The organism is Marinobacter qingdaonensis, assembly GCF_034555935.1.
GTDB classification, from domain to species: domain Bacteria; phylum Pseudomonadota; class Gammaproteobacteria; order Pseudomonadales; family Oleiphilaceae; genus Marinobacter; species Marinobacter qingdaonensis.
Genome location: NZ_JAYDCJ010000001.1, coordinates 103,793 through 129,067 on the forward strand (window position 1 = coordinate 103,793; position 25,275 = coordinate 129,067).

Here is a 25,275-nt window from a genome sequence, read left to right on the forward strand (position 1 = left end):
ATTCTGCCCTACTCCCGATTCGACAACCAGACGCTTTGATAGGGCTTCAGGGTGATGCTGCCGGACAGGTCATCGATGGTCATGCCGGAAATCAGGTCCTGCCAGTGGTCAGTGCCAATCAGGTTGATGTCGCTCAGGGCGATCTGCTGGGTCTGGTCGCTGATGTTGTGGATGCAGAAGATGGACTGGTCCCGGCGGGTACTCTGGCGCCAGAAGCCGAACACCTGCAGCCCCAGGTGCAGGGTGAACTGGGTGGCGTTGGGATGGAAGGCCGCCTGCTTGCGGCGAATGGCAATCAGCCGCTTCAGTTCCTCGAAGGCCTGGGCGTGGTGGCTCCGGGGATCCTGCAGCGCCTGGTCCAGGGAGTCCACCGACCACTGGCTGCGGTTGATCGAACGCAGGCGCCCAGTGTTCTCCACCCGCTCGTGGTCGTTCTCGGTAGCCAGCAGACTGTGGATGTAGAACGCCGGAATGCCCTCCAGCGCCAGCATCACCGTATGGGCGCAGAGGAAGCGCTGCAACTGGAAGTGGTCTGCGCCGGCCTGGGCCGTGCCCTTGAGCGCGTCGAACAGGGCAATGTTGATCTCATACGGCTGGTCCCGGCCGTCCGAGGTGCGCCGATAGGACACCTTGCCGCCGAACGAATCCATGGTGTTGATCAGCCGCTGCTTTTCGTCCTCACTCAGCAGGCCATCGGTGGGGCGCATACCGACGCCATCGTGGGACGCGATGAAGTTCAGGTAGGTGGTGCCCATCTGCGCCGGCGGCATGCTCATCAGCCAGGTTTTCAGGTGCCGGCAGTCGCCGGTGACCAGGGTATTGATCAGCAGCGGCGGCAGCGAGAAGTTGTAGATGACGTGGGCTTCGTTGGCGTTGCCGAAATAGGTCAGGTTTTCCCGGTTGGGCACGTTGGTTTCGGTGATCACCACGGCGTCGGGGCTATGGTGTTCGATCAGCAGCCGCAGGATCTTGATCAGTTCGTGGGTCTGTTGCAGGTGGATGCACGGGGTGCCCGGCTCTTTCCAGAGGAAGGCAACCGCATCCAGCCGGAACAGGCTCACGCCCCGCTCCAGGTAATAGCGGATGATCCCGGCAAATTCGATCAGTACCTGCGGGTTGGCGAAGTTCAAGTCCACCTGATCCTCGCTGAACGTGCACCACACGTGGCGCTCGCCATCGTCGGTCTGGACCGGCGTCAACAGCGGCGAGGTACGCGGCCGCACCACGGCGCTCAGGTCATCCCTGGGGTTGCCCTCAAAAAAATAGTCCCGGCCCGGATCGATACGCTTGCGGAAATTCTCGAACCAGCGGCTGCGGGCCGACATGTGGTTGATCACCAGGTCCGCCATCAGCTTGAAGTCGCCGGCGATGGCTTCGATGTCCTCCCAGTCGCCGTGGGACTCGTTGACCGCCAGATAGTCCATGACCGAAAAGCCGTCGTCCGAGCTGTAGGGAAAAAACGGCAGTATGTGCACCGCCGACACCGTCTCGGACAGCCGCTGGTTGAGAAATTCCCGCAGGGTCACCAGCGGTTTCTGCCCGGCCTTCTGCAGCGAGTCGGCGTAGGTGATGAGAATCACATCGGACTGGTCCCAATTGTTCTGGTGCGCCGGCGGCGACGGGTGATCCGCGTCCAGACCCATGGTCGTGAGCAATTGGTCGGCGAGCGGCTCACACTCCCGTTCCGGGTAGACCACCGCGAGCATGGCAACCAGCTTGGCCTTCAGCGGCTCAGTCATGGACGGAACTCCTCGTTGTCCCGTTCGACGGCCTCAAACAGCTGTTCCTTGATGTCAGGAATGGCGCTGGTGACCCGGTTCCAGCTGGGGATGAACGGCGTGTCCATGGGGTTGTCGAGGAAGTAGGCGCCAGCGCGCATCACGTTCTGGGCAAACAGCTCCACCGCTTTCTCTTCCTTGTGCCGGTCGAAACTCAGACCGTTGATGATGGCGTCGTTCTGGTAGGTTTCGATGAAGTCCAGCGCGATGCGGAAATAGGACGCCTTGATGGTCCGGAACTTCTCGCTGGAAAAAATTTCCCCGTTGGTGGCCAGCTTGCGGAACAGCGCCTTGGAAATGTCCATGCTCATTTTCGACAGCCCCCGGCTGGCGTCTTCTGGCGACAGCTCCTGGTGCTTGTGGTCGTAGACGTCGGCGATGTCCACCTGGCACAGGCGATTGGTGGCGTAGTTGCGCTTCATCTCCGACAGCACCCCGATCTCCAGGCCCCAGTCGCTGGGAATCCGCAGGTCGTTGATGACGTCGGTGCGGAAGGAAAACTCGCCGGCCAGCGGGTAACGGTAGCTGTCCAGGTAGTCGAGGAAATCGCTCGGGCCGCAGACCTTTTTCAGGGCGCGAATCAGCGGTGTCACCAGCAGGCGGGAGACCCGACCGTTCATCTTGCTGTCCGCGACCCGGGCGTAATAGCCCTTGCAGAACATGTAATTGAACCCGGGGTGCGCGACCGGGTAGATCAGGCGGGCCACCAGGTCTCGGGAATAGGTGAGGATGTCGCAGTCGTGCAGCGCCACCGACTTGCTCAGGCCCGAGGCCAGCACGTAACCGAAGCAATACCAGACGTTGCGCCCCTTGCCCATTTCCGTGGGTGCCAGCCCCTGCTCCCGCAGCTTCAGGTCGATGTCCCGAAGCCGGGGGCCGTCGTTCCACAGCACCTTGAAGTTCTGCGGCAGGTCGGAGAAGTATTCCAGGGCGTGGCGGTACTGGGCTTCATTGGCCCGATCCAGTCCGATCACAATCTGGTCCAGATAGGGAACCTGGGTGAGTTCCTGGACGATGTTTTTCAGGGCCGGCCCCTCCAGCTCCGAATACAGCGAGGGCAGCACGAGCGACATGGGGCGGGCCTTTCGAAACTGCATCAACTCCGCTTCGATGTCTTCAACCGGTCGGCGAACCAGGTTATGGAGGGTGGTGACAATGCCATTCTGGTAAAAGTCGCCCATGGCGGCTCTCCTTGTTCAGTACCCGTACTCGAACAGAAGGTTGAGTACGCACTCATTCCAGCCGTCGGGGCCGGGCTTGAGGGAGCGCATGGCGTGCTTGGCCGAGGGCAACTGCACCTCGTCGCTGTGGACCCCGCGGATGACCACCGGGATGTCCGCCGACTCCAGCATCTGCTGGTCGTTGGGGCTATCGCCGAGGGCAATGGCAATCACCGGCTGCTCGCCATACTGCTCCCGGTATTTCTCCAGCAAAAAGCGGGCCCCATCCGCTTTATCGAACACGCCCATGGCGTGATAGAACCGCCCGCCCTGCACCAGGCGCAGGTTTTCCGCCTGCAAGGCGGTCTGGAATTCGGCCAACTCCGCCTCGCTGCCCTGCCACAGCAGTGGCTCGGTGCCGAGCCGATCCCGGGCCATGGCGGCGGCCGACCGGTCCAACCCGGTCAGGTCCGCCAGCTCCTGGTCGGTCATGTCCTCGAAGCCACGAAACCGGGCGCCGTTCTTGCGCTGGGCCGCCAGCACCTTGAGCACCTCCGGGCGGGATGCCCCAAAAGTCACCACCTGCTCCTTGGGGTTGCCGAAAACCCCGGACGGGATCACCACCGCTGCACCGTTTTCGACAATGAACGGCGCCAGATTGCCCAGCTCTTCGCGGACCTTGCGGATTTCCGGCGCGGTCTTGCTGGAATTGAGGATCAACGGAATGCCCGCGCCATCGAGCTTGGCCAGAGCCGGAGCGGCCGCCTCCCAGCGGTAGTTGTCGTGGTTCAGCAGCGTGCCGTCCAGATCGGAAATGATCAGGAGCCGGGGTTTGCTAGTGGGATTGCTAGTGGGCTTGGTCGTGGGTTCGGTCATGAACACCCTCCATCGCGGGCGGTTACAGGGATCGGAAGCGGGGCAAACCCAGGGAATGGTCCTCAGCCACCTCAATGACTGCATCCGCCCGGTCCGGCATTTCCGCCAGGCAGGATCGGGTCACTCGCTCGTAATGCATGATGAATCGATGTACCTCATCGTCGCTCATGATGCGCAATGGTGGTGCGGATGGTTCGGAGCCGCCCGCTTCTGGTGCACGCTTCAACCGGTTCGCCAACTTGTGCTCCTGCAGGGTTCGCCATTCCAGCACGCTGTCCATGGACGGCGCCTTGAGCATCACCAGGCTGTCGAACCGGTCGAACAGCGGCCGGTAGGCGTCTTGCAGGCAGGCGTTCACATAACGGCGCCATTCCCCGCTCGGGTCTTCGTCCGCCTCCAGGGCATTGATCGGCCGGTCCAGGGCGGCATCCGGTTCGGCGCGCGCGCCGACGCACCAGCCCTCCAGCAGGATGACCTGGGCCGGCCCGGTGAACACCTGCCAGCGCTCGGCCGGAACCCGGTCGTCGATGGTCTTGTCAAAAGCGGGGATCGAAGTCTGATCGTCGGCCCCCGCGGTCTTTAAGTGCTCAATCACCTGTAGGCCCAGCGCCACATCGTGGGTGCCCGGCACGCCCCGGGTCATCAGCAATGGATGCACAGTGCGGGCAAGTTCCTGACGCTCGGCTCTGGTAAGGTAGAGGTCATCGAGCGAGAAGCTGGCCGAGGGACAGCCCCGGTGCTGGCTCAGGATGGTTTGCAGGAATAGCGTCAGGGTGGATTTGCCGGTGCCCTGGGCGCCATGGATGCCAATCAGCACGGGGCCATCGGCCCGGTCCCGGACGGCTTCGATGTGCGCCACCAGCGGCAGAATGGTCTGTTCGACGGTGGTGGCGTAGGTGTCAGGAAGGGATTCCCGTTCAATCAGGTCGGCGATGGTTTGCTTGAGTTCTGGTTCAGACACGTTCAGGTTCCTGTGACACGGCGCAAGAAATGAGGCAGGTCGAGGGAATAGCGTTCTCTCAACCACAGCGCCCAATAAAAGAGTTAGCAGCATTCATACCAGTGGGAGTATAGGCATTATATGAGCAGCAACGAGTTTCGAGTGGAACACCGCTACCTGGAACTCCCCGACAGTTTCTACACCCGCGTGCAGCCCAGCCCGCTGACCGGGGCCCGACTGGTGTGCTTCAACCACCGGCTGGCCGAGGAGATGGGCTTTCACACCAGCAACCCGGAGGAATGGACCCAGGTTGGTGCCGGTGCCGAGCTGCTCGAGGGCATGGACCCGGTGGCCATGAAGTACACCGGCCACCAGTTTGGCATGTACAACCCGGAGCTGGGCGATGGCCGGGGGTTGTTACTGTGGGAGACTGTAGGCCCGGACGACCGGCGCTGGGACTGGCACCTCAAGGGCGCCGGTACCACGCCCTACTCCCGTTTCGGCGACGGCCGGGCGGTGCTGCGTTCAACCATTCGCGAGTACCTGTGCAGTGAAGCCATGGAAGGGTTGGGCATTCCCACCACCCGCGCCCTGTTCATGGTGAGCGCGAAGGACCCGGTCCGGCGCGAATCCATCGAAACCGCCGCGGCCCTGGTCCGGGTCGCCCAGAGCCACATCCGGTTTGGCCACTTCGAGTTCGCCGCCCATCACGAGGGCCCGGAGACGGTGAAAACCCTGCTGGAGCATGTGATCGCCCTGCACTTCCCGCATTTGATCTCACTGCCCGAGGACGAGCGACACGAACGCTGGTTTGAGGAGGTGGTGGAGCGCACCGCGCGATTGATTGCCGACTGGCAGGCGGTCGGGTTCTGCCATGGGGTGATGAACAGCGACAACATGTCGATCATCGGTGACACCTTCGACTATGGCCCCTACGCCTTCCTGGACGACTTCGACGCCGGCTACATCTGCAACCACACCGACCAGGGCGGGCGCTACGCCTACAACCGCCAGCCCCAGGTCGGCTTCACCAATTGCCAGTACCTGGCCAACGCGCTGCTGCCGGTGATGGACGAGGACGCAGTGCGCCGGGGTCTGCGCCGTTACGAGGTGGCCTACAACGCGCGCTTCCTGCAGAATATGCGGGACAAACTCGGCCTGCAGCAGACCCAGGAGTCCGATCTCGGCCTGATCATGGACACCTTCAGCATGCTCCACGAACACCATGTGGACTACACCTCGTTTTTCCGCGGCCTGTCGAACCTTGCCAGCCGGGGCCAAAGCCCGGTGCGCGATCTGTTTGTGGACCGAAGCGTGGCGGACCAGTGGTTGGAGCGCTACGAAGGGCGACTGGCCGAGGAAAGCCGCTCGGCGGAAGAGCGGGAGCAGGCCATGCGCGCGGTCAATCCCAAGTACGTGCTGAGAAACTACCTGGCCCAGCAGGTGATTCAGGAAGCCCAGAACGGGGATTACGAGCCCATGCACGACTTGTTGGAGGTGCTGGCACGGCCCTTCGACGAACAGCCGGAAAACGAGCACTACGCCGCCCTGCCCCCGGACTGGGGCAAGCACCTGAATATCAGTTGCTCGTCGTGATTCGTCAGCGGCTACAACAACGCGGCTAGGCTCGCCGCCATGCACACCGACACAAAAAAGGGGTGAAGCCCATGCTTCACCCCTTTTTTTACCAACCGTTCGGTCGGCTGATCAGACCGCCTTGGCGGCGATGATCTTCTCGTGCCACTCGGCCGGGCCGGTCTGATGCACGGACGAGCCGCGGGAGTCGACCGCGACGGTGACCGGCATGTCCTCCACCTCGAACTCGTAGATGGCTTCCATACCCAGTTCCGGGAAGGCCACCACTTCGGCGTTCTTGATGGCCTTGGACACCAGGTAGGCAGAACCGCCCACCGCCATCAGGTACACCGCGCCAAACTCGCGGATGGCGTCGATGGCCACCTGGCCGCGCTCGGCCTTGCCGATCATGCCGGTAAGGCCGGTCTTCTCGAGCATGGTGTGGGTGAACTTGTCCATCCGGGTGGCGGTCGTTGGGCCAGCCGGCCCCACCACTTCTTCCCGCACCGGATCCACCGGGCCCACGTAATAGATGAAGCGGCCCTTCAGATCCACCGGCAGTTCCTCGCCCTTCTCGATCATGTCGACCATCTTCTTGTGGGCTGCGTCACGGCCGGTCAGCATCTTGCCGGACAGCAGCACGGTTTCACCCGGCTGCCAGTCCTTGACGTCTTCTGGAGTGACGGTATCCAGGTTCACCCGACGCACGTTCTCACCCACTTCCCAGGTGATTTCCGGCCAGTCGTCCAGGCTCGGCGGGGTCTGCAGGGACGGGCCGGTGCCATCCAGGGTGAAATGGGCGTGGCGAGTCGCGGCACAGTTCGGGATGATGGCGACCGGCTTGTTTGCGGCGTGGGTCGGGTAATCCTTGACCTTCACGTCCAGCACCGTGGTCAGGCCACCGAGACCCTGGGCGCCGATGCCCAGGTCGTTGACCTTGTCGAACAGCTCCAGACGCAGTTCCTCAGAACGGTTGGACGCGCCCCGCTCCTTCAGGTCGTGGATGTCGATCGGGTCGAGCAGGGATTCCTTGGCCAGCTCCATCGCCTTCTCGGCGGTACCGCCGATGCCAATACCCAGCATACCCGGCGGGCACCAGCCGGCACCCATCTGCGGCACCATCTTCAGCACCCAGTCGACAACCGAGTCGGACGGGTTCAGCATGGCAAACTTGGACTTGGCCTCAGAACCACCGCCCTTGGCGGCCACGTGCACTTCCACGGTGTCGCCCGGCACCAGCTTGTAGTGAATGATGGCCGGGGTGTTGTCCTTGGTGTTCTGGCGCTTGCCGTCCGGGTCAGACAGCACCGAGGCGCGCAGCACATTATCCGGATGGGTGTAGGCCCGACGCACGCCTTCGTTGATCACATCGTCCAGCGGCATGTCGCAATCCCACTGCACGTTCATGCCCACGTTCACGAATACGGTAACAATGCCGGTGTCCTGACAGATCGGACGGTGCCCCTGGGCACACATACGCGAGTTGATCAGGATCTGGGCCATGGCGTCCTTGGCCGCCTGGGACTCTTCCTTCTGGTAAGCCTCATACACCCCCTGAATAAAATCTTTCGGGTGATAGTAGGAAATGAACTGCAGCGCGTCCGCTACGCTTTCAATCAGGTCATCCTGGCGGATTACGGTGGTCATAGGCGCCTCATCAGCTTGCTATCGTTATTTCGGGTCATCGAAAAATGTAGAGGCGAGAGTTTACCAGAAAAACCACCGGGCGAGTGACCGGCGCTTTGGTGAGTTCGTGTTGAAGCCGTGTAACAGAGAGGCGCCTGAATCCGGAATTTTGTCCTGACTCTCCGACGCTTACGGCTCGACAAACCCGGCAGCGCCAACTATTTTGCAGTATGTCCAATATCCATTCGTGCGGAGGGTATTGAAAGGGTCAGAATCACACTTTCGGCTGATCAACACTTGCCATACTGTCGCTATAGTCGAAGCTACAGAAATTGGCTCAAAGCGCTGGCTACAATTTCAGATAAAAGATAATGCAGGACAGGCCACTGACAACGGGCTTACCGGATCAGACCGGCCCCGTCAGCTGCCGAACATAACGACACAACAACAGGAAAAGGTTCCACCCATGTTCAAGAAAACTCTAATAAGCGTTGCCGTGGCGTCTTCCCTTGGACTAACAGGCTGCTTTGATAGTGGCAGTTCGGGCAAGAACGCGAACCCGAATTACAAGATCAGCAACCCCAACTTCACGGGTAAGACTTGGCCGGTGTTTAACCCCATCACAAGCGCACTCCCCGTACCAAGCGACCTTCAGTTCGAGCAGGGTGCAAATGCGGATGGCACTTTGAGCGGGTCCGATGACAACGCCATTACGAACGCCCTTGATTTCATGGACGGCTCGTCGACGACCGCACAGTTCGACATCAAACTGTCCGGCTCCATAGATCCTGACACCGTAAACGCTACTCCTGTTATTGATGCCGGAGGTGGATCTCCAGCGCCTAACCCTCAGCAAAACGTATTTTTGCTCTCTTTGGACTTCCCGGGCGGTGACCCCCTGCTTAACAACAGCTCCCATTACACCGATCTAATCGCAGAGCTCGTCGAGAATGGGGACATTCCTGAACCCGAGCGGTCGACTTTCCCCGGTGAAACACCAACATTTGATCTAGGGATTGCATTCGCTACAGCCCAGGCAGCCCCAAGCGCAGAAACCGTTGGAGCAGTTTTCGACTTCAACAACGAGTTCCGCGCGGAGGTCGTGTCATTAGATGGCGGCGTTAACAACACGCTGCGCATTACACCACTTCGACCACTTGACCCGAAGAAGAAGTACTTGGTGGTTGTAACAGATGAAGTGAAGGACTCCGTGGGGCAAAGCCTGGTTGGCTCACCTGCTTACCAAAACATCAGCAATCCCGAAGAGCCACTCGGTAATGCCGCGCTGGCGCCAGTGCGGTCCGCCATTCAAAGCTGGGAGGCGTTGGCAGAGGGCTATTTCAATGCCTTGACCAACACCAGTCGCGCCTCAGCCTCTCTTCCGGCTTTGACGGCTGACGATATTGCTCTCTCCCTGACTTTCACAACCGGGGGTACAACAGACGTTCTTGAGGCCGCCACTTCGCCCGCGCAGTTCTTCTACAAGAATTCTGTCACCACGGTACGGCAAGAGGCCATTGCAAAATACTTGGCCGCAAATGCAGATGCCTTCGAAGCTCTGGACGCCAGCACCCAGTACGGCACTCTCGACGCCGTAGCAGATGCTGCGATTGCCGACGCAGGCGACGCTAATCTTCGAGCCAGTGCGGCAGGCACCGCAAGTGCACTTTCAGGTGCGGGCGCTGACTTCAGTAACCCGGAGCCAAGAACAATTGGAACCACTTTTATTGAAGCCACTCGAGTATCATCCGCTACCCTCGGGCTCCCTGAGAGTGGATCAGTGTTCCAAACAAGCTTGGAACTGCCCTACTACTTGGGCATCCCAACCAAGACCAACCCAGCTAATCTGAACTCCAATTGGACAGCGTCGACTACCGTAGGAGGCCTAATTGACCCTTCCGGCGACACTCCTCCCTCGGACAAGGTCACTTACCGGTTCCCGTTTGCCGCTGAAAACGAAACCATGGTGAACATACCGATGCTGGTATCGGTTCCCAACCCAACAGCACAAGTACCGGATCAGCCGCCAGGAACGACGTGTAGTCTGGCCAAACCATATGATGTTGTTATTTATCAGCATGGAATTTTTGGGAATAGATCGCACAGCCTGGCTCTTGGCAACCAACTTGGGGCGCGCTGTTTCGTCACTGTCGCAATTGATCTGCCGTTGCACGGCATCGCACCGAAACTCGCCACTGGCGATGTAGATCCTTCCTTAGGCTTGAGCGTTGATAAAACGCTGAGTGGAGGTTCGTATGTAGACAGCCCGCTGCCAATGAACGAGCGTCATTTCGGCTGGGCGCAGAACGCGAATGGAAACCCAACCCGGATGGTGTACAGCACCGATCCCGAGAAAGCACTGGGGTCGTCTGCTCAGTTCTTCCTGAATCTGAGCAACTTGCCTGCCGCTCGAGATAATAATCGTCAAGGGGTAGTAGACCTGCTCAACCTCAATGCAAGCCTGGTTAATCTGAACGCCATTGACCTGGACAACGCAGATGGCGACAGCAACCCCAACACGAACGCAATTGCCGACGTAAACGTTCAGGCGGATGGAAGCGGCTCAAGCGTTTATTTCGTGGGGCATTCTCTTGGTGGCATCTTGGGAACGTCCACGGTGGCACTAGTAAATGGGGCGGCCCAAGCTGACACTATCGGAAACGACAACATTGTGCCGTTCAGCGCAGCGGCGTTCGTAACTCCCGGCGCAGGCATTGCCAAGCTCCTGGAAAACTCCCCATCAATTGGTGCGAGAGTGCTTGAGGGCCTGGCTGGATCTGGCCTTACACAAGGCACCTCTAACCTCGAACTGTACTTCAACGTTGCTCAAGCCTCCCTTGACAGCGCTGAACCCCATAACTTCGTATCCTCTTTGCTGGACAGCAACAGCAAAGTCTACCTAAACGAAATTTACGGGGACGGTTCAGATCGGAGTACGCAGGATCAGACCATTCCGGTTGCCGCAGACACTGCCTACGCCGGCACCTACACTCGACCACTGGGTGATGCTCTGCCAGCGCCTCTCGCGGGTACAGAGCCCCTGATCATGCAACTGGAAGCAGATACCGTCTCAGCAACCGGCGCACTGAGTGCAGACGCAAACGCCGTGCGTTTCACTGCCGGCACACACACAACTATCATCAGACCTGAAACGACTACTCAGGAGGCGGTTTTTGCTGACATGGCTGCCAACATCATTTCCTTCTTTGCGAATGATGGCGGCGCCATTCAGTTCAACAACGCTGCGTTCGTGAAGACAGAGGCTCCAACTCCTGAAAACCCGTAATACTAATCATTAAGACGAACAAGCCCCGGCTCTTGCCGGGGCTTTTTTTGCCGCTCAAATCAGTTTTAAGTCTTAACGCCAAAGATAATGGGGTTACCAATCTGCCTCTGCATCACCCCATCCCCCCGATCCACCTCAATCACCATACCCCTCGCCTTCAACTGCGGATGCTCCGCCGCCTCGGTAATGGTCAGCACCGGCTCCACACAGGCATCCTGATCGGCAAAGATCTCCTGCCACTCGACCAGGGTCTTTTCCGCCACCTTGTCCTTCAGGGCGGTTTTTAACCGCTGCTGATCTTCCGGCTTCTGGCTGAGCGCAAGGGACTTCAGTTCGCTCAAACCCAGGGTATCGCAGAGTCTGGCTGAGAATTGCGGTTCGAGGCTGCCGATGGACAGCCAGCGCTGGTCCCGGGTCTGGTAGTAATCGTAGAAGGAGCCGCCGTTCAGCAGCGCGCTTTCCGGTTGCTGCTCCTGGCCGCCAGCCAGGCTGGCAGCGCCGGCCATGGCGTTCAGGGCGAAGGCGGCGTCGGTCATGCTGATGTCGACGAACTGCCCTGCGCCGGTCTGCTGGCGCTCGATCACTGCGGCCAGAATGCCCATGACCGCGTGGTGCGAGCCGCCCGCGACGTCGGCCACCTGAATGCCCAGGGGTGGCGGGCCGCTGTCTGCGCGGCCACAGTGACTGCTGACGCCGGCAATGGACAGGTAGTTGATGTCGTGTCCGGCGCGGTCACGATAAGGGCCGGTCTGGCCGTAACCGGTGATGGCGCAATAGATCAGGCGGGGATTGATCGCCTTCAGGGTCTCATAGCCGATGCCGAGACGGTCCATCACTCCGGGTCGGAACTGTTCGACCACGATGTCGTAGTCACGCACCAGCTCCTTAACCTTGTCCACGGCTTCCGCCTGTTTCAGGTTCAAAGCCAGAGTGCGCTTGCTGCGGGTCAGGTAGGAAAAGGCCGTGCTGATCTTGCCGTCAAAGGGCGGCATCACCTTGGTCAGGTCGACCCGGTCCGGTGCCTCGACCCGGAGCACTTCCGCCCCCATGTCCGCCAACATCATGGTGGCGTAGGGCCCCGGTAACAGGGTGCTGAAGTCCAATACTTTCAATGAGGTCAGGGGACCTGCCATGGCGTTCTCCTTCGCGGCTCGCGAGTGTGTTGTTGGATTGCAGATTCGCCTCATCCTGCCCGCTTTTGCCAACTGGGCCAACTACCGGTTCCCCCAATCCAATTGACCAATTCTTCCAACCCGGGGCAGCCGGGCCAGTTGCATTGTGGCCGCGGGCACTTATGATGGGCTTCGTTTCCCTGTATTCACGAGTGCTATGTCCAACCTGACGGTTTCAAGACATTTTGTGCAGGCCGCCTTGGGCGGCGCTGAACGGCTGGGGGTCGACACCCGGCCGCTGCTGCTGGAGGCGGGTATTTCGCCGGATCTGCTGCGTATCGAGATGGCTCGGGTCAGCAGCGACCAGTTCAGCCATCTGCTGCAGCTGCTCTGGCACCGGCTGGACGACGAGTTCATGGGATTCGGGCCCCGACGCGCCCGCAGTGGCACCTTCGCCACCATGTGTGCGCTGGCCATCGACTGCCCGACCCTGGAGGCGGTCTACAAGCAGGCATTCCAGTTCTCCCGGCTGTTCGAGCCCATGGTCACCATGGAACTGGAAACCAGGGGTCCCAAGCCCCAATTGGTCACCCGCATTGAGGGTGAGATCGACGATCCGGATTATTTCCTGCGGGAAAGCATGCTGGTGATCTGGCATCGACTCGGCAGCTGGCTGATCGGCCAGCCGGTGGAGCTGGACAAGGCGGAATTTGACTACCCCCGCCCCGCCCACGCGGACGAGTACCGGCACATCTTCCACTGCGCCTTGGCGTTTGACTCCGATCGCACCGCGCTGACCTTCGACCGGCGCTTTCTGTCCGCGCCGGTCATTCGCGACCGTTCGGAAATGAAGCAGTTCCTGAAGACCTCACCGGCGGATCTGCTGTCCCGCCCGGACGAGAGCAACACCTTCACCGGCAAGATCCGGGCGCTGATTGGCCGGGACTTTTCCAAGCCCCTCCCCGATTTCGAGTGGATTGCGGCAGAACTGCACACCAGCCCGCAAACCCTCAGGCGACGACTGAAGCAGGAAAATACCTCGTTTCAGGAGATCAAGGATCTGTTGCGGCGGGACATGGCCATCTACTACCTGGGCCGCCCGGAGCTGCCCATCAACGACATCGCCAGCAAGGTCGGGTTCACCGAACCCTCAACCTTCCACCGCGCGTTCAAGAAATGGACCGGGGTCACCCCCGGGGCCTACCGCGAGGGCGAGCGGGGCACCCTCGCGAACTGAGGGCCTCAGGACCCCGACGGGGTCTGCAGGTTGCGAATCAGGCGCCCGAGGGTTCGGGCAATTTCCCGGGTCTGATCCCGATCCATCGACAGTTGCAGCAAGCGCGAGCCATCCCTCGGATCGTAAACCCAGCAGGCGGTTGCCGCCGACTCACACCCCCACTCCACCTGGGGATTAACGCCGAACACCGACAGCGCTTCGGTCGTCCTGACCACGCGGCCGCTGGCGTCCCGGCGAATTTCCTGCACATTGAGGATGTCGTCGGTGGTGCTGACCTGGTAACTGACGTCGGCCGGCTTGTCGACCCGCACAATGGTCTGGTCGGCGCGCCAGCCGGCCACCTCCAAGAGGCTGTTCAGGTGCATGGCCAGGGCCTGACGATCCGAGTTGGCCAGGTAGAGCTTACGCAGGGAGGCCACTTCCTGGTCTCCCGCCGGCTCGATCACCGCGACCTTGCCTGACTCGCCGTTGCCGTTCTGGGGCGCCACCGCCCGTTCCTTCCGGGCCTTTTCCACCTCGGTGATCAGTTTCAACGCCTGCTGATAATGACGGCCGTCGGTGCCGGCCGCGGTCACGTAAGCCTCAAGCGCGGACTGGGCCTCGTTCAGGTGGGCAGCCTGGTACATGACCCGCCCGCGGTAATAGAAGTACTCCGGCGGTTTGTTGCCTTCGAGCTGCTGCAGACGGTTCAGGTATTCCCCGGCCTCACCCCAGCTTTCCGAAGCAACCGCTTCCTCGGTGGCCAGCATCAGCCGGCGCATTTCATGTTCGGGCGCCAAGGCCAGCGCCTGCCCCGCCGTCAGTGCCGATGCCAGAGCCATCACCTGCAACAGCCGACGAGCCTTGTTCTTGGATACTGCCATGACCTTTACTCCTGCTGATGTTCTGCGCCCACGGCCTGGGTTTCGGTTTCGGCCTCGGACTCGTCGGAATCCCGCCGGGGGGCGGAATCGGTGTCCCGGTCGGGATCGTCTCCGGCGTCCACTTCCGCTTGATCCATAATGCCCTTGGGCAGCTCTTTTTTCACCCGCACCCCCAGCTCCACGAACCGGTTGGCCTGGGAAATCAGGTTGCCCCGCCCCCGGGTCAGGGTGTTCATGGCCGAGTCGTAAGTCCCCTGGGCGGTGTGAAGCTGGCCGCCCAGGCGCTCCATGGCTTCGACAAACACCCTCAATTTATCGTAGACCGCCCCGGCGCGCTCCGCGATCCGGCGCGCGTTCTGGCTCTGCCGCTCATAGCGCCAGATGTTCTCGATGGTGCGCAGGGTCGCCAGCAAGGTGGTGGGTGTTACCACGATAATCTTTCTCTCGAATGCTTCTGCGAAGAGGTTCTCGTCCTGCTGAAAGGCCGCCACGAAGGCCGGCTCGATGGGCATGAACAGCAGCACGAAATCCGGTGAATGCAGGCCATTCAGCTGACTGTAATCTTTCTCGCTCAAGGTCCGGATGTGATTGCGCACCGCCTCCACGTGATCCTTGAGAGCGGTTTCCCGAACGGTCTCGTCCTCCTCGGTCACCCACTGCTGGTAGGCCAGCAGGGACACCTTGGAGTCGATAATCAGATTGCGACTGTCCGGCAGATGCACCACCACGTCCGGACGCAACAGTTGGTTTTCGCCATCCCGGTAGCTGCCCTGAGTCTCGTATTCCACGCCTTTGCGCAGCCCGGACTTTTCCAGCACCCGCTCCAGGATCAATTCGCCCCAGTTGCCCTGGATCTTCTTGTCGCCCTTGAGCGCGCGGGTCAGGTTGGACGCCTCCTCGGTTATCTGGCGGTTCAGATCCTGCAACGACTTGATCTCGCTGCGCAGCGCCTGCCGGTCCCGGGTTTCGGTGGTGTAGACATCCTCCACCCGCTTGCGGAAATCCTGCAACTGGTCGCGGAACGGATTGAGCAGGGTATCCAGACTGGTGCGGGTCTGCTGGCTGAACCGTTCGCTCTTCTGCTCGAAGATCTTATTGGCCAGGTTCTCGAATTCCTGCTTCAAGGCGTCCCGGTTGCGTTCCAGCAGCTCCAGTTTCTCGGTCGTGGCGCGGCGTTCCTTATCGAGGGTGACCTCCTGCTCCCGCAGCGCAACCTGGGCCTCGTGCAGCTCCCGTGACAACTGTTCAGCGCGTTCCTGCTGGGCCTCCCGCTCCCGCTCCAGCTGGCCCAGCCGACTGCGGCGGGCCTCCAGGTCGGATTCCAGCCCGGCCACCCGATTTTCCAGGCCCGTGGCTTTCTGGCGCCACTGTTCCAGGTCCTGCTCGTGCCGGTTCAGGCGCTGCTTCTGCTCGTCCAGCGCCCGTTTCAGGTGCTCGGCCTGCTGCCGGTCCAGGGCATTTTCGTGCTGGGTCTCGCGCAACAGTCGCTCGGCGTCGGTGCGCTCGCCCTCGAGGGCTGCCTTTTCGGCCACCAGAGCGCGTTTTTCGGAGCTGGCGCGAATCAGCAGCCCGGCCATTACGCACAGGGCGATCACCAACATACCCATCCAGCCTGCCATGGCCTCCGGCCGCGACAACATCAATTCGGTGACAGCCTCTGGCACTGCGTTTTCTCCTGTTTTACTTAGGTTTGGCTTTAACGCGGGAACACGTTGTTCGGGCTAGTCTACCTCATCCATGGAACCTTTTTCGCTCAACCACGTGACAGTAAACTGGAGGCGCCATGGGAGTTCGACCACTTGGCAATTCCGGGAAACGAGCGCATCTGTTTATAGACGCGCCTCGTAATATCGTCTAAAAGGGTAAAATGTTCCTGCGTTTTCAGGCATTACGTTTTCTTAATCGCCTGAGCGACGATCAAGGACCGATAACGGACTACGGATCATGCTGAAAGAACTCTGGCGAAAACTGGGCAACGACTTCATGCAATCGGGCTTTTCCGACCCCGAGCAGGTCGGGCTGTTCCGTACCCGCGGTGGTAGTCGCTCACCTCGGCAATTCCGCATCCTTCCGCACATCACCCACACCGGTGAGTTTCACCTTGAACGCCTCACCAACCTCCTGAAAGCCCGCTATGGCAAGGGTTTCGAACCGGCCAAGCATGACGCTGGCAGCGATGAAGCCATCCGCGACCTGATCACCTACGCCGCCCGCATCCAGGATCAGGACGTCCAGCGGGAGCTGCTGCTGTTCTACCTCAACTGCTCGCCGGTCATTCAGGAGTTCCTCCGGTCCGAGACCAGCCTGGGTGATGGTAACCTGTTGTTCCGGTGAGCACTTAGGTTTCAAACCTGAGATCCAGTCGAAAAAAAGAGCTCTTAACCAACTGTAAAGTAACTACACAGTTTGGTTGTTGTATACTGCTGCGCCTACTATCTTCTTAAACATTCACAGTGGCCGTCGTGAGCCATTTTCTCGGGCGAGAAACGACTGCCGGCGCAGGGGTAATTGATGGGTTTTAAACGGATGCGGACTGGGTTTCCCCTCTCAAAGGTCGTGCTCGCTTCAGGGTTTCTGGTGGCGCTGGCCGGTTGCTCGTCGGACCGCTACCTCATGGTCCCGAAAGAGAACCTGGACGGACTGAGCACCTCGGTGCAAACCCAGCGGGCCACCCTGGTGACCATGGAGAGCAACGCGACCGTCCGCCACGAGCAGTTGCTGGCCAAGCACGAGCAATCCACCGAGTCCATCATTGAAACCATCAAGAGTCAGGTGGAAAAACCCAGCTGTCCGCCCATGCCGCCCAAAACCGTCTGCCCGACCCTGGATCTGTCCAAAGGCATGGCCCAGCGATTGAAAGGCAAACTGATCGTGGGCGAAGTAGAACGGATTTACCTGGCCGCCACGGATCACATCTACACCGCCCGGATCGACTCTGGCGCCGAAACCTCTTCCATCGACGCCCGCAACATCACCCGGTTTGAACGCGACGGCAACAATTGGGTCCGCTTCGATGTGCCGATACCGGGTTCGGACGAACTGGTCACCCTCGAGAAAGAGATTTCCCGTCGAGTCAAGGTCACCCAGGCGGCCGCCGAGGACCCGGAGCGGCGCATCGTGGTTGAACTCCAGTTTGCCATCGGAGACCATCGCCAGGTCGCCGAATTCACCCTCACGGACCGGTACGATCTCTCGTTCGAAGTCCTCATCGGCCGCAATGTCCTCCGCGACGTCATGTTGATCGACGTCGGTCGTGAATTCGCCACCAAGCTGCCCGACTCCATCGTCAAGAACAGGAACGATTCGTGAAACCCCGCTCCCGCCTGCCCTTTTACATCGGTGTCTTTTTGTTGATCGCGGCCGGTATTTCACTGGCCGTATGGCGTCACGTTGAACTCGGCATTCCCTGGCTCACCGGCGAACAGCGGCCGGTCTGGATGATCGAGGCCCGCATCGATTTCGACGCCGCCAACAGCGCCGTCCAGGCCAGCCTGAACGTGCCGGAGGATCCGCCCGGCTTCCGCATCCTGATGGAGCAGGCCGCCTCGCCCGGCTACGGTTTCTCCATCCTCGACAAGTCCGGCAACCGGACGGCCGAGTGGACCAAACGGGACGTCTCAGGCCCGCAAACCCTGTACTTCAAGGCGCAGTTTGTGCCGGCCGAAACTGTCAGCAAAAACATCCCGAGCCGGGAACCCAGCGCCCGCAACGTATTCTGGGAAGAGCCCCAGGCCACGGCGGTACGCGAAGTCCTCGCCCAGGCGTCCGAACGTTCCAGCACCCCCGAAAGCATGACCCGGGAGCTGATTCGCCTGATGCAGCCGGATGCCCGAACCCAGAACACCACCCTGCTGGTGTCCGAGGAGAACTACCTGGACCTGCTGGTGGACATGCTGAACCACTCCGGCATTCCGGCCCGCACCGCCGACGGCCTAAAGCTGGAAGACGCTCGACGCCGCCAATCTCTCAAACCCTTCCTGCAAATCTACAACGGCGAGCAGTGGCTGACTTTCGACCCGAACACCGGCGAACAGGGCGTGCCGGACAGCCTGCTGCTCTGGCGCCAGGGCTCGGCGTCGCTGCTCGATGTGGTCGGCGGCGACAACTCCGAAGTCAGCTTTTCCATGCTCAGACAAACCGTGCCGGCGCTCCAGCTGGCAACTATGGAGGTGGATTCCAACGGCCTTGGCTTCCTGAGCTTCTACGCGCTGCCCATCGAGGAGCAAAGCATGTTCCGCATGCTGTTGCTGCTGCCCCTGGGTGCCTTGATGGTGGCCTTCATGCGCATCGTCATTGGTATTCGCACCTCGGGCACCTTCATGCCCGTGCTGATCGCCGTAGCATTCGTCCAGACCACGCTGGTGCCGGGGCTGATCGCCTTCCTGTCGGTGGTGTCCATTGGCCTGATGATGCGCGGCTACCTCTCCAGTCTGAACCTGCTGCTGGTGTCTCGGATTTCGGCGTTGATCATCCTGGTGATCTTCATCACCGCCGGGCTCAGTATTTTTGGCTACCAAATGGGCTTCAACACCGGCATGACCGTAACCTTCTTCCCCATGGTCATCATTGCCTGGACCATCGAGCGCATGTCCATCCTCTGGGAGGAAGAAGGAGCCCACGAGGTCATAGTACAGGGCGCCGGCAGCATGTTTGTGGCCATCTGCGCCTACTTGCTGATGAGCGCCCCCCTGGCCGGGCACCTGACCTTCAACTTCCCCGAGCTGCACTTTGTGATCCTCGGCCTGATCCTGCTGATGGGCCAGTACACCGGTTACAAGCTGAGCGAGCTAAAACGGTTCACACCGATGAAGGCCTACGACTGATATGGGCTGGATTTCACCGCGAACCCTCAACCGGCTCGGCATGCTGAACATGAACCGGCGCAATGTGGACTACATAGCCCGGTACAACGAGCGATCGTCCTACCCGCTGGTGGACAACAAGCTGAAGACCAAACTGGCGGTCGCTGAGTACGGGGTGAAAACGCCCCGGCTGCTGCAGGTGGTGCGCCAGCAACACGAGATTTCCGGCTTCCGGGAAATGGCGGAAGACCTGGGCGGATTTGCCATCAAACCCGCCAAGGGTTCCGGCGGCAAGGGCATTACCGTGATCACCGGGCGCGACGGCGACGACTACATCAAGGCCTCAGGCTCCCGCCTGGCGGCCGGTGATCTGGAGCGCCACCTCACCAACATCCTGGCCGGCCTCTATTCCCTGGCCGGCACACCGGACGTCGCCATTGTCGAAAGCCTGGTCGAGTCCGAACCCACCCTCGCCCGTTTCTCGTTCCAGGGCGTGCCCGACATCCGCATCGTGGTGTTCCGGGGTTACCCGGTGATGGCCATGCTCCGGCTCGCCACCAAGGCCTCAGACGGCAAAGCCAACCTGCACCAGGGCGCTGTCGGGGTCGGCCTCGACATCGGCACTGGCCGCAGCCTGAACGCGGTGCAGTTCAACCGCCCCATTGTCCTGCACCCAGACACCGGCCACGCCCTGGAAAACATCGATATCGATGCCTGGGACGAGATGCTGGAAATGGCCGCCCGCTGCTACGAAGCCACCGGGCTTGGCTACATGGGGGTCGATCTGGTGGTGGACGCCAAGGAAGGCCCTCTGCTGCTGGAACTGAACGCCCGCCCTGGCCTCGCTATCCAGATGGCCAATGGCCGCGGACTGCTGCCCAGATTGCGGACCATCGAACGCCTGAAGCGCCCGCATTTCACGCCCCGGGATCGGGCCAATTACGCCATGGAAGTCTTCGCGGCACTCTGAGGAGGCTACAAACAGGCACAAAAAAACCGGGGCTTTGGCCCCGGTTTTTTTGTGTGCCCAGTACGCTGTTACAGCTCGCCTTTGGCCAACAGCAACTTGCGCTCATGGGTCAGGCCCTTCAGCAGGCCCCAGGTCATGATCAGCAGGATAGCAGTAAAGGGCAGACCGGCACTGATCGCCGCCGCCTGGATGGCACCAAGGGCATCCTCACCGCCACCGAAGATCAGCGCTGCGGCAATGGCACCTTCCATCACCACCCAGAACACTCGCTGGGCAGTCGGCGCGTCGGTCTTGCCGCCGGCGGTGATGCTGTCAATCACCAGTGAACCGGAGTCTGATGAGGTCACAAAGAACACCAGCACCAAGATGATACCCACGAAGGAGATGATCCCTGTCCACGGCAGGTTGGCAAACATCTGGAACATGGCCAGCGACACATCGGTCAAGCCATCAGCAGCCAAGGCACCAATGCCGTTCTGGATCTGCTCCAGGGCGGTACCACCGAAGGCACTCATCCAGACAACGGTAATGACAGTCGGCACGATCAGAACCGCGGTCACGAACTCGCGGACGGTGCGGCCACGGGAAACGCGAGCGATGAACATACCCACGAACGGTGACCAGGAGATCCACCACGCCCAGTAGAACACGGTCCAACCCTGGAACCAGGCTTCGTCTTCACGACCGAACGGGTTACTCAGCTGCAGGACATTGCCGACATAGTTGGAAGACGTTACCCACAGCGTTTCCAGCACGGTCATGGTGGGACCGGCAAAGATGATGAAGAACAACAACAGGCCTGCAAGCGCCATGTTGATATTACTCAGAATCTTTACACCGCCGTCCAGGCCGCGCAGTACGGAAACCAGAGCAACCGCGGTCACGCCGACGATGATCGCCATCTGAACGTTGATGCCAGAGGACGTACCGAAGAGATAATCCAAGCCCGAGGCGGCTTGTTGCGCGCCAAAGCCAAGGGATGTCGCGAGACCGAAAATGGTCGCGACCACGGCCAACACATCGATGATGTGACCCGGCCAACCCCACACCTTGTCTTTCAGAAGCGGGAAGAAGGCCGAGCGGATGGTCAGGGGCATGTTCTTGTTGAACGCAAAGAACGCCAGGGAGAGCGCAACCACCGAGTAGACCGCCCAGGGATGGAGGCCCCAATGGAACATGGTGGCACCCATGGCCAGATCCACGGCTTCCGGAGTGTTCGGTTCCACGTTAAATGGGGTCTCGTACCAACCGGTGTAATAGGCCGTCGGTTCAGCCACCGCCCAGAACATCAGGCCAATGCCCATGCCCGCTGCGAACAGCATGGCGAACCAGGACAGGGTGGAAAATTCGGGCTTGGCGTCCATTCCGCCCAAGCGGATCTTACCGACTGGCATGAAAATCAACGCCAGGCACACCACCACGAAGATGTTCGCGCTGATCAGGAAGAACCAGTCAAATGTCGCGATGATGTCCCACTTCGCGCCGTCCAGAAGCGACTTGGCTTCGGACGGGAAAATCAGGGTACCCACCACAAACAGCACGACCAGTATCGCCGTGATTGGAAATACCGGAGCATGAAGGTCGAGGCCGAACGGATTGATATTATCCTGGCCCGCGACGTAGTCCGTCTGATATTCGTCTTTCACTACCTCGCCCACGTTTGGAGCCTCCTAGTCTGGAAAGTCTTGTCAGGATTAGGTATTCGAACGTTACAAGCGCGACATACTAATATTTTGAACTCAAAACATCAAAAATCGAGATACTGGCTGCGCCTCATTCCAGCATAGACCAAAATCGCTGCACTGATAGCAAGATAGCTGGCGATCGGCTGCCGTTCCCGGCGCGTATCTTTATACTGAACAGCAAACAATCCGCCCACTGGCCAATAGAGTCACCCGAGGTCTCAATGGAGAAAACCACCACGTTTCCGGTTCGCTACACCGTCTACGCGCTCAGCATCGTCGGTTTCATCGTGTCCACGGCCATCGCCCTGCTCACCGACAGCGGTTACCTGTTCGCGCTCATCTTTGCCGCGTTGACCGCGCTGGGCACTTACGACCTGCTGCAGCGAAAGCACACCATCAGCCGGAACTACCCGATTCTTGCCAACATCCGCTATTTCCTTGAGTCCATCGGTCCCGAGATCCGCCAGTACTTTATCCAGTCCGATACCGAAGAGCGTCCGTTTTCCCGGGAGCAGCGACGCATCGTCTACCAACGCGCCAAAAACGTCCTGGACAAGCGACCGTTCGGGTCACAGTTAAACATGTACGAAGAGGGCTTCGAATGGATGAATCATTCCCTGACGCCCACTCACATCCAGGACAGTGATTTTCGCATTTTGATCGGCAAACACTGCGCCCAGCCCTACAGCGCCAGCGTGTTCAACATCTCGGCCATGAGCTTCGGGTCGCTGTCGGCGAACGCCATCCTCAGCCTGAACACCGGCGCAAAGATGGGCGGTTTTTACCACGATACCGGGGAAGGCTCCATTTCCCGCTACCATCGCCAGCCCGGCGGCGACCTGGTTTGGGAAATCGGGTCCGGCTATTTTGGCTGCCGGCACAAGGACGGCAGCTTTAACGAAGATATGTTTCGGGACAACGCGCGCCTGGACCAGGTGAAAATGATTGAGATCAAGCTGTCCCAGGGCGCCAAACCCGGCCACGGGGGCATCCTGCCCGGCGCCAAGGTGACCCCGGAGATCGCCGAAGCGCGAGGCGTCGCCGTGGGAGAGGATTGCGTGTCGCCGGCGAGCCACTCAGCCTTCACCACACCGGTGGAGTTGCTCGAGTTCGTCGATCACCTCCGGGAGCTGTCCGGTGGCAAGCCGGTGGGCTTCAAACTGGCCATCGGGCACCCCTGGGAGTGGTTCGCAATTGTGAAGGCGATGCTGGAAACCCGGCGCAAACCCGACTTCATCGTGGTGGACGGCGGCGAAGGCGGCACCGGTGCGGCGCCCCTGGAGTTCATCAACCGGCTCGGCATGCCGATGAACGAGGCCCTGCTGCTGGTTCACAACACCCTGGTCGGCACCAACCTGCGCGATGACATCGCCATCGGCGCCGCCGGCAAGATCACCTCGGCGTTCAACATCGCCCGCACCCTGGCCCTCGGCGCCGACTGGTGCAACTCCGCTCGCGGTTACATGTTCTCCCTGGGTTGCATCCAGGCCCTGAACTGCCACACCGGACGCTGCCCGAGCGGAGTCGCCACCCAGGACCCTCGCCGCAGCGGCAAGCTGGATGTGGAGCTGAAAAGCCAGCGGGTCTTCAACTACCACAAGAACACCCTGGACGCCCTGCAACACCTGCTTGAGGCCTCCGGACTCAGGCACCCCTCGGAGCTCGGCCCGGAGCACATTGTCCGGCGCACGTCGAAAACCGAGGTGCACTCCTACATGGACCTGTTCCACTTCCTGGAACCCGGCGCCCTGCTCGACGGCGAAACCGGCATGACCGTCTTCGACAAGTACTGGCCCCACGCTACGGCCAACACCTTTGAGCCGCCAGAATTCATCCTCAAGCTGAGAGAGACCAAGTTGCGCTGAGGCGCCGACGGGAATATCGCCCGGGGGCATTTTTTATGGCGCGCGGCTGTTTATTTTTCTGGTGGCCTGGTGTAGACTTCGCTCCCGCTAAGCCACTGAGATAACTCTCAAGTTTCTCACTGGCGTCAGCGTCTCGGGGCGTAGCGCAGCTTGGTAGCGCACCTGCATGGGGTGCAGGGGGTCGCAGGTTCAAATCCTGCCGTCCCGACCAGAATTATCAAAACTTAGCCCGGTATCGAAAGAACCGGGCTAAGTTTTGTTTGGAAAACAGCCTTTACCGTCACCGTTTCTCGAACGTTTAGATCTCCTGCCACCAATCAGTCACCCTTATTTGCGTGTCGTTCAAACAAATCTTTTGTAAGATACGGCTCCACCAAAAACATGATACTTCACTTACCCGAATTCTCTCCCAAGCAGCCTCCATACCTCCCTAGCACCCGCCTCTTCCCACTTTGAGCTCTGCCCGACCTCAATCATCAAACAACTCCTTGGCGTATTCCCGTATGCTCTGAATCAATGCCTTTCCGGCAAGAGAAGTGCGTTCGCCTATGCGAAAAAGCAGATAGAGAGGCACCGTCAACCTAGGCTCTATACAACGCGCCTGCACTTTGCCCCCGGCTCCTGTTTGGGCGGCGGTCAAGGGATCAACCAAGGCAAGCCCCTGGCCGACCTCAACCAAGCCTTTTGCTAATTGGTAAGTCTGCACCCAAGTATTGATCTTAGGACGCGGGCTAAGATCCTGAATGTGAGTCCGAAGCAGTCCTCCCAATCCATCTTGCGCATCGATACCGATCAGCGGCTTATCTGCCAGATATTGAAGATTGACAGACTGCCTTAAGTCCTCTTCAGACCACCACCCAGGAGGGGCAATTACCCGTATGCCCCCTAAGCACAAGCACTCAGTTTGTAAACCAGAATGCTCAACGTGTTGCAAGGTTAGGCCTATATCTGCTTCACGTAAAAGCAACGCCTGAATGATCTCAGAAGTATGCTGCGTGGCCAGCTCACAGTGAACGTGAGGATAGGCTTCTCTCCATTTACATATAGCCGCGGGCAATACGTCTTGGGCCAGAGCTGGCGTACAAACAAGACGCAAAGAACTCTCTTCACCACGACGCAAGCTCTGAGCTAGGCGGCGCAGGCTCTGTAAGTCAAAAAACAGACTCTCGGTTTTCTGCTGGAGGATACGTGCCTCAGCGGTTGCTTGAAGCTTACCACGTACGCGATCAAATAAAGAAAACCCTAGCTGTTGCTCAGCATGCTGAAGCATTTTACTGGCGGCAGGCTGCGAAATATTTAATAACTCAGCAGCAGCGGTCAGTGTACCCGTTTGCAATATAGCTTGAAACAACTCTATATGCCGCACATTCATAATTAAAACTTATCCCCAACAAAAGAAATAAAAAATTAAACTAATTATTTAAATATAAACCCAAACACTTAAAACAAAAAAACACAATCCAGCAACTTTATATCAACATTGAAATCAATTTAACAAAC

18 protein-coding genes and 1 tRNA gene are annotated in these 25,275 nt (G+C 59.8%); 9 read left to right on the forward strand and 10 right to left on the reverse strand.

Features of this window, described 5'->3' with window-relative positions:
• Window positions 1-8: 8 nt before the first annotated feature.
• From U5822_RS00470 to U5822_RS00485, 4 genes are read right to left on the reverse strand one after another with little or no spacing between them, the layout of a single operon-like run.
• Window positions 9-1,739 (reverse strand): sugar phosphorylase, encoded by a 1,731-nt coding sequence (locus U5822_RS00470; RefSeq protein WP_322853666.1) that lies wholly within the window; start codon window positions 1,737-1,739, stop codon window positions 9-11.
• Window positions 1,736-2,959 (reverse strand): glycosyltransferase family protein, encoded by a 1,224-nt coding sequence (locus U5822_RS00475; protein ID WP_322853667.1) that lies wholly within the window; start codon window positions 2,957-2,959, stop codon window positions 1,736-1,738. The genes U5822_RS00470 and U5822_RS00475 overlap by 4 nt, the downstream gene beginning before the upstream one ends.
• A 15-nt stretch (window positions 2,960-2,974) precedes the next feature.
• Window positions 2,975-3,814, reverse strand: a complete 840-nt coding sequence (locus U5822_RS00480; RefSeq protein WP_322853668.1) for an HAD-IIB family hydrolase — start codon at window positions 3,812-3,814, stop codon at window positions 2,975-2,977.
• A 22-nt stretch (window positions 3,815-3,836) separates the two neighbouring features.
• Window positions 3,837-4,775 carry a hypothetical protein gene (locus U5822_RS00485; RefSeq protein WP_322853669.1) on the reverse strand — a complete coding sequence of 313 codons (939 nt, stop codon included), beginning with the start codon at window positions 4,773-4,775 and terminating at the stop codon, window positions 3,837-3,839.
• A gap of 120 nt (window positions 4,776-4,895) precedes the next feature.
• On the opposite strand from U5822_RS00485, the gene U5822_RS00490 reads away from it, so the two are divergent.
• Window positions 4,896-6,350 carry a protein adenylyltransferase SelO gene (locus U5822_RS00490; RefSeq protein ID WP_322853670.1) on the forward strand — a complete coding sequence of 485 codons (1,455 nt, stop codon included), beginning with the start codon at window positions 4,896-4,898 and terminating at the stop codon, window positions 6,348-6,350.
• 111 nt (window positions 6,351-6,461) lie between these two features.
• On the opposite strand, the gene U5822_RS00495 is transcribed toward U5822_RS00490, so the two are convergent.
• Window positions 6,462-7,976: a fumarate hydratase gene (locus U5822_RS00495; RefSeq protein ID WP_322853671.1), complete on the reverse strand. Its 1,515-nt coding sequence runs from the start codon at window positions 7,974-7,976 to the stop codon at window positions 6,462-6,464.
• A gap of 238 nt (window positions 7,977-8,214) precedes the next feature.
• Here U5822_RS00495 and U5822_RS00500 point away from each other — a divergent pair, with 238 nt between their 5' ends.
• A complete protein-coding gene (locus U5822_RS00500) occupies window positions 8,215-11,241 on the forward strand; it encodes a hypothetical protein (RefSeq protein WP_322853672.1) in 3,027 nt (1,008 codons plus the stop codon).
• 65 nt (window positions 11,242-11,306) lie between these two features.
• Here U5822_RS00500 and U5822_RS00505 read toward each other — a convergent pair whose 3' ends face one another.
• Complete coding sequence (locus tag U5822_RS00505) at window positions 11,307-12,374, reverse strand: CaiB/BaiF CoA transferase family protein (RefSeq protein WP_322853673.1); 1,068 nt, start codon at window positions 12,372-12,374, stop codon at window positions 11,307-11,309.
• Window positions 12,375-12,570: 196 nt separating this feature from the next.
• Between U5822_RS00505 and U5822_RS00510 the strand changes: the two genes are divergently transcribed.
• Window positions 12,571-13,590, forward strand: a complete 1,020-nt coding sequence (locus U5822_RS00510) for an AraC family transcriptional regulator (protein ID WP_322853674.1) — start codon at window positions 12,571-12,573, stop codon at window positions 13,588-13,590.
• A gap of 5 nt (window positions 13,591-13,595) precedes the next feature.
• Here the strand turns inward: U5822_RS00510 and U5822_RS00515 are convergent, their stop codons facing one another.
• Window positions 13,596-14,453 (reverse strand): hypothetical protein, encoded by an 858-nt coding sequence (locus tag U5822_RS00515; protein WP_322853675.1) that lies wholly within the window; start codon window positions 14,451-14,453, stop codon window positions 13,596-13,598.
• 5 nt (window positions 14,454-14,458) lie between these two features.
• Entirely contained in the window at window positions 14,459-16,093 is a 1,635-nt protein-coding gene (locus U5822_RS00520; RefSeq protein ID WP_322854187.1) for a DNA recombination protein RmuC, read from the reverse strand.
• A gap of 304 nt (window positions 16,094-16,397) precedes the next feature.
• On the opposite strand from U5822_RS00520, the gene U5822_RS00525 reads away from it, so the two are divergent.
• The 4 genes from U5822_RS00525 to U5822_RS00540 all read left to right on the forward strand — a co-directional run bounded on the left by U5822_RS00525 (window position 16,398) and on the right by U5822_RS00540 (window position 20,225).
• A complete protein-coding gene (locus U5822_RS00525; RefSeq protein ID WP_322853676.1) occupies window positions 16,398-16,787 on the forward strand; it encodes a hypothetical protein in 390 nt (129 codons plus the stop codon).
• Between the two features lie 243 nt (window positions 16,788-17,030).
• Entirely contained in the window at window positions 17,031-17,762 is a 732-nt protein-coding gene (locus tag U5822_RS00530) for an ATP-dependent zinc protease family protein (protein WP_482194199.1), read from the forward strand.
• On the forward strand, window positions 17,759-19,276 hold the full coding sequence (locus U5822_RS00535; protein ID WP_322853677.1) for an inactive transglutaminase family protein: 1,518 nt from the start codon (window positions 17,759-17,761) through the stop codon (window positions 19,274-19,276). The genes U5822_RS00530 and U5822_RS00535 overlap by 4 nt, the downstream gene beginning before the upstream one ends.
• A gap of 1 nt (window position 19,277) precedes the next feature.
• Window positions 19,278-20,225, forward strand: coding sequence for an alpha-L-glutamate ligase-like protein (locus U5822_RS00540; protein ID WP_322853678.1), 948 nt, complete (start codon window positions 19,278-19,280; stop codon window positions 20,223-20,225).
• Window positions 20,226-20,293: 68 nt separating this feature from the next.
• On the opposite strand, the gene U5822_RS00545 is transcribed toward U5822_RS00540, so the two are convergent.
• Window positions 20,294-21,883 (reverse strand): BCCT family transporter, encoded by a 1,590-nt coding sequence (locus U5822_RS00545; RefSeq protein WP_322853679.1) that lies wholly within the window; start codon window positions 21,881-21,883, stop codon window positions 20,294-20,296.
• 248 nt (window positions 21,884-22,131) lie between these two features.
• Here U5822_RS00545 and U5822_RS00550 point away from each other — a divergent pair, with 248 nt between their 5' ends.
• Both U5822_RS00550 and U5822_RS00555 read left to right on the forward strand, forming a co-directional pair.
• Window positions 22,132-23,775: an FMN-binding glutamate synthase family protein gene (locus U5822_RS00550; protein WP_322853680.1), complete on the forward strand. Its 1,644-nt coding sequence runs from the start codon at window positions 22,132-22,134 to the stop codon at window positions 23,773-23,775.
• Between the two features lie 134 nt (window positions 23,776-23,909).
• Window positions 23,910-23,986: transfer RNA gene (locus tag U5822_RS00555), tRNA-Pro, on the forward strand.
• A gap of 258 nt (window positions 23,987-24,244) precedes the next feature.
• Here U5822_RS00555 and U5822_RS00560 read toward each other — a convergent pair.
• Entirely contained in the window at window positions 24,245-25,147 is a 903-nt protein-coding gene (locus tag U5822_RS00560) for a LysR family transcriptional regulator (RefSeq protein ID WP_322853681.1), read from the reverse strand.
• Window positions 25,148-25,275 lie beyond the last annotated feature (128 nt).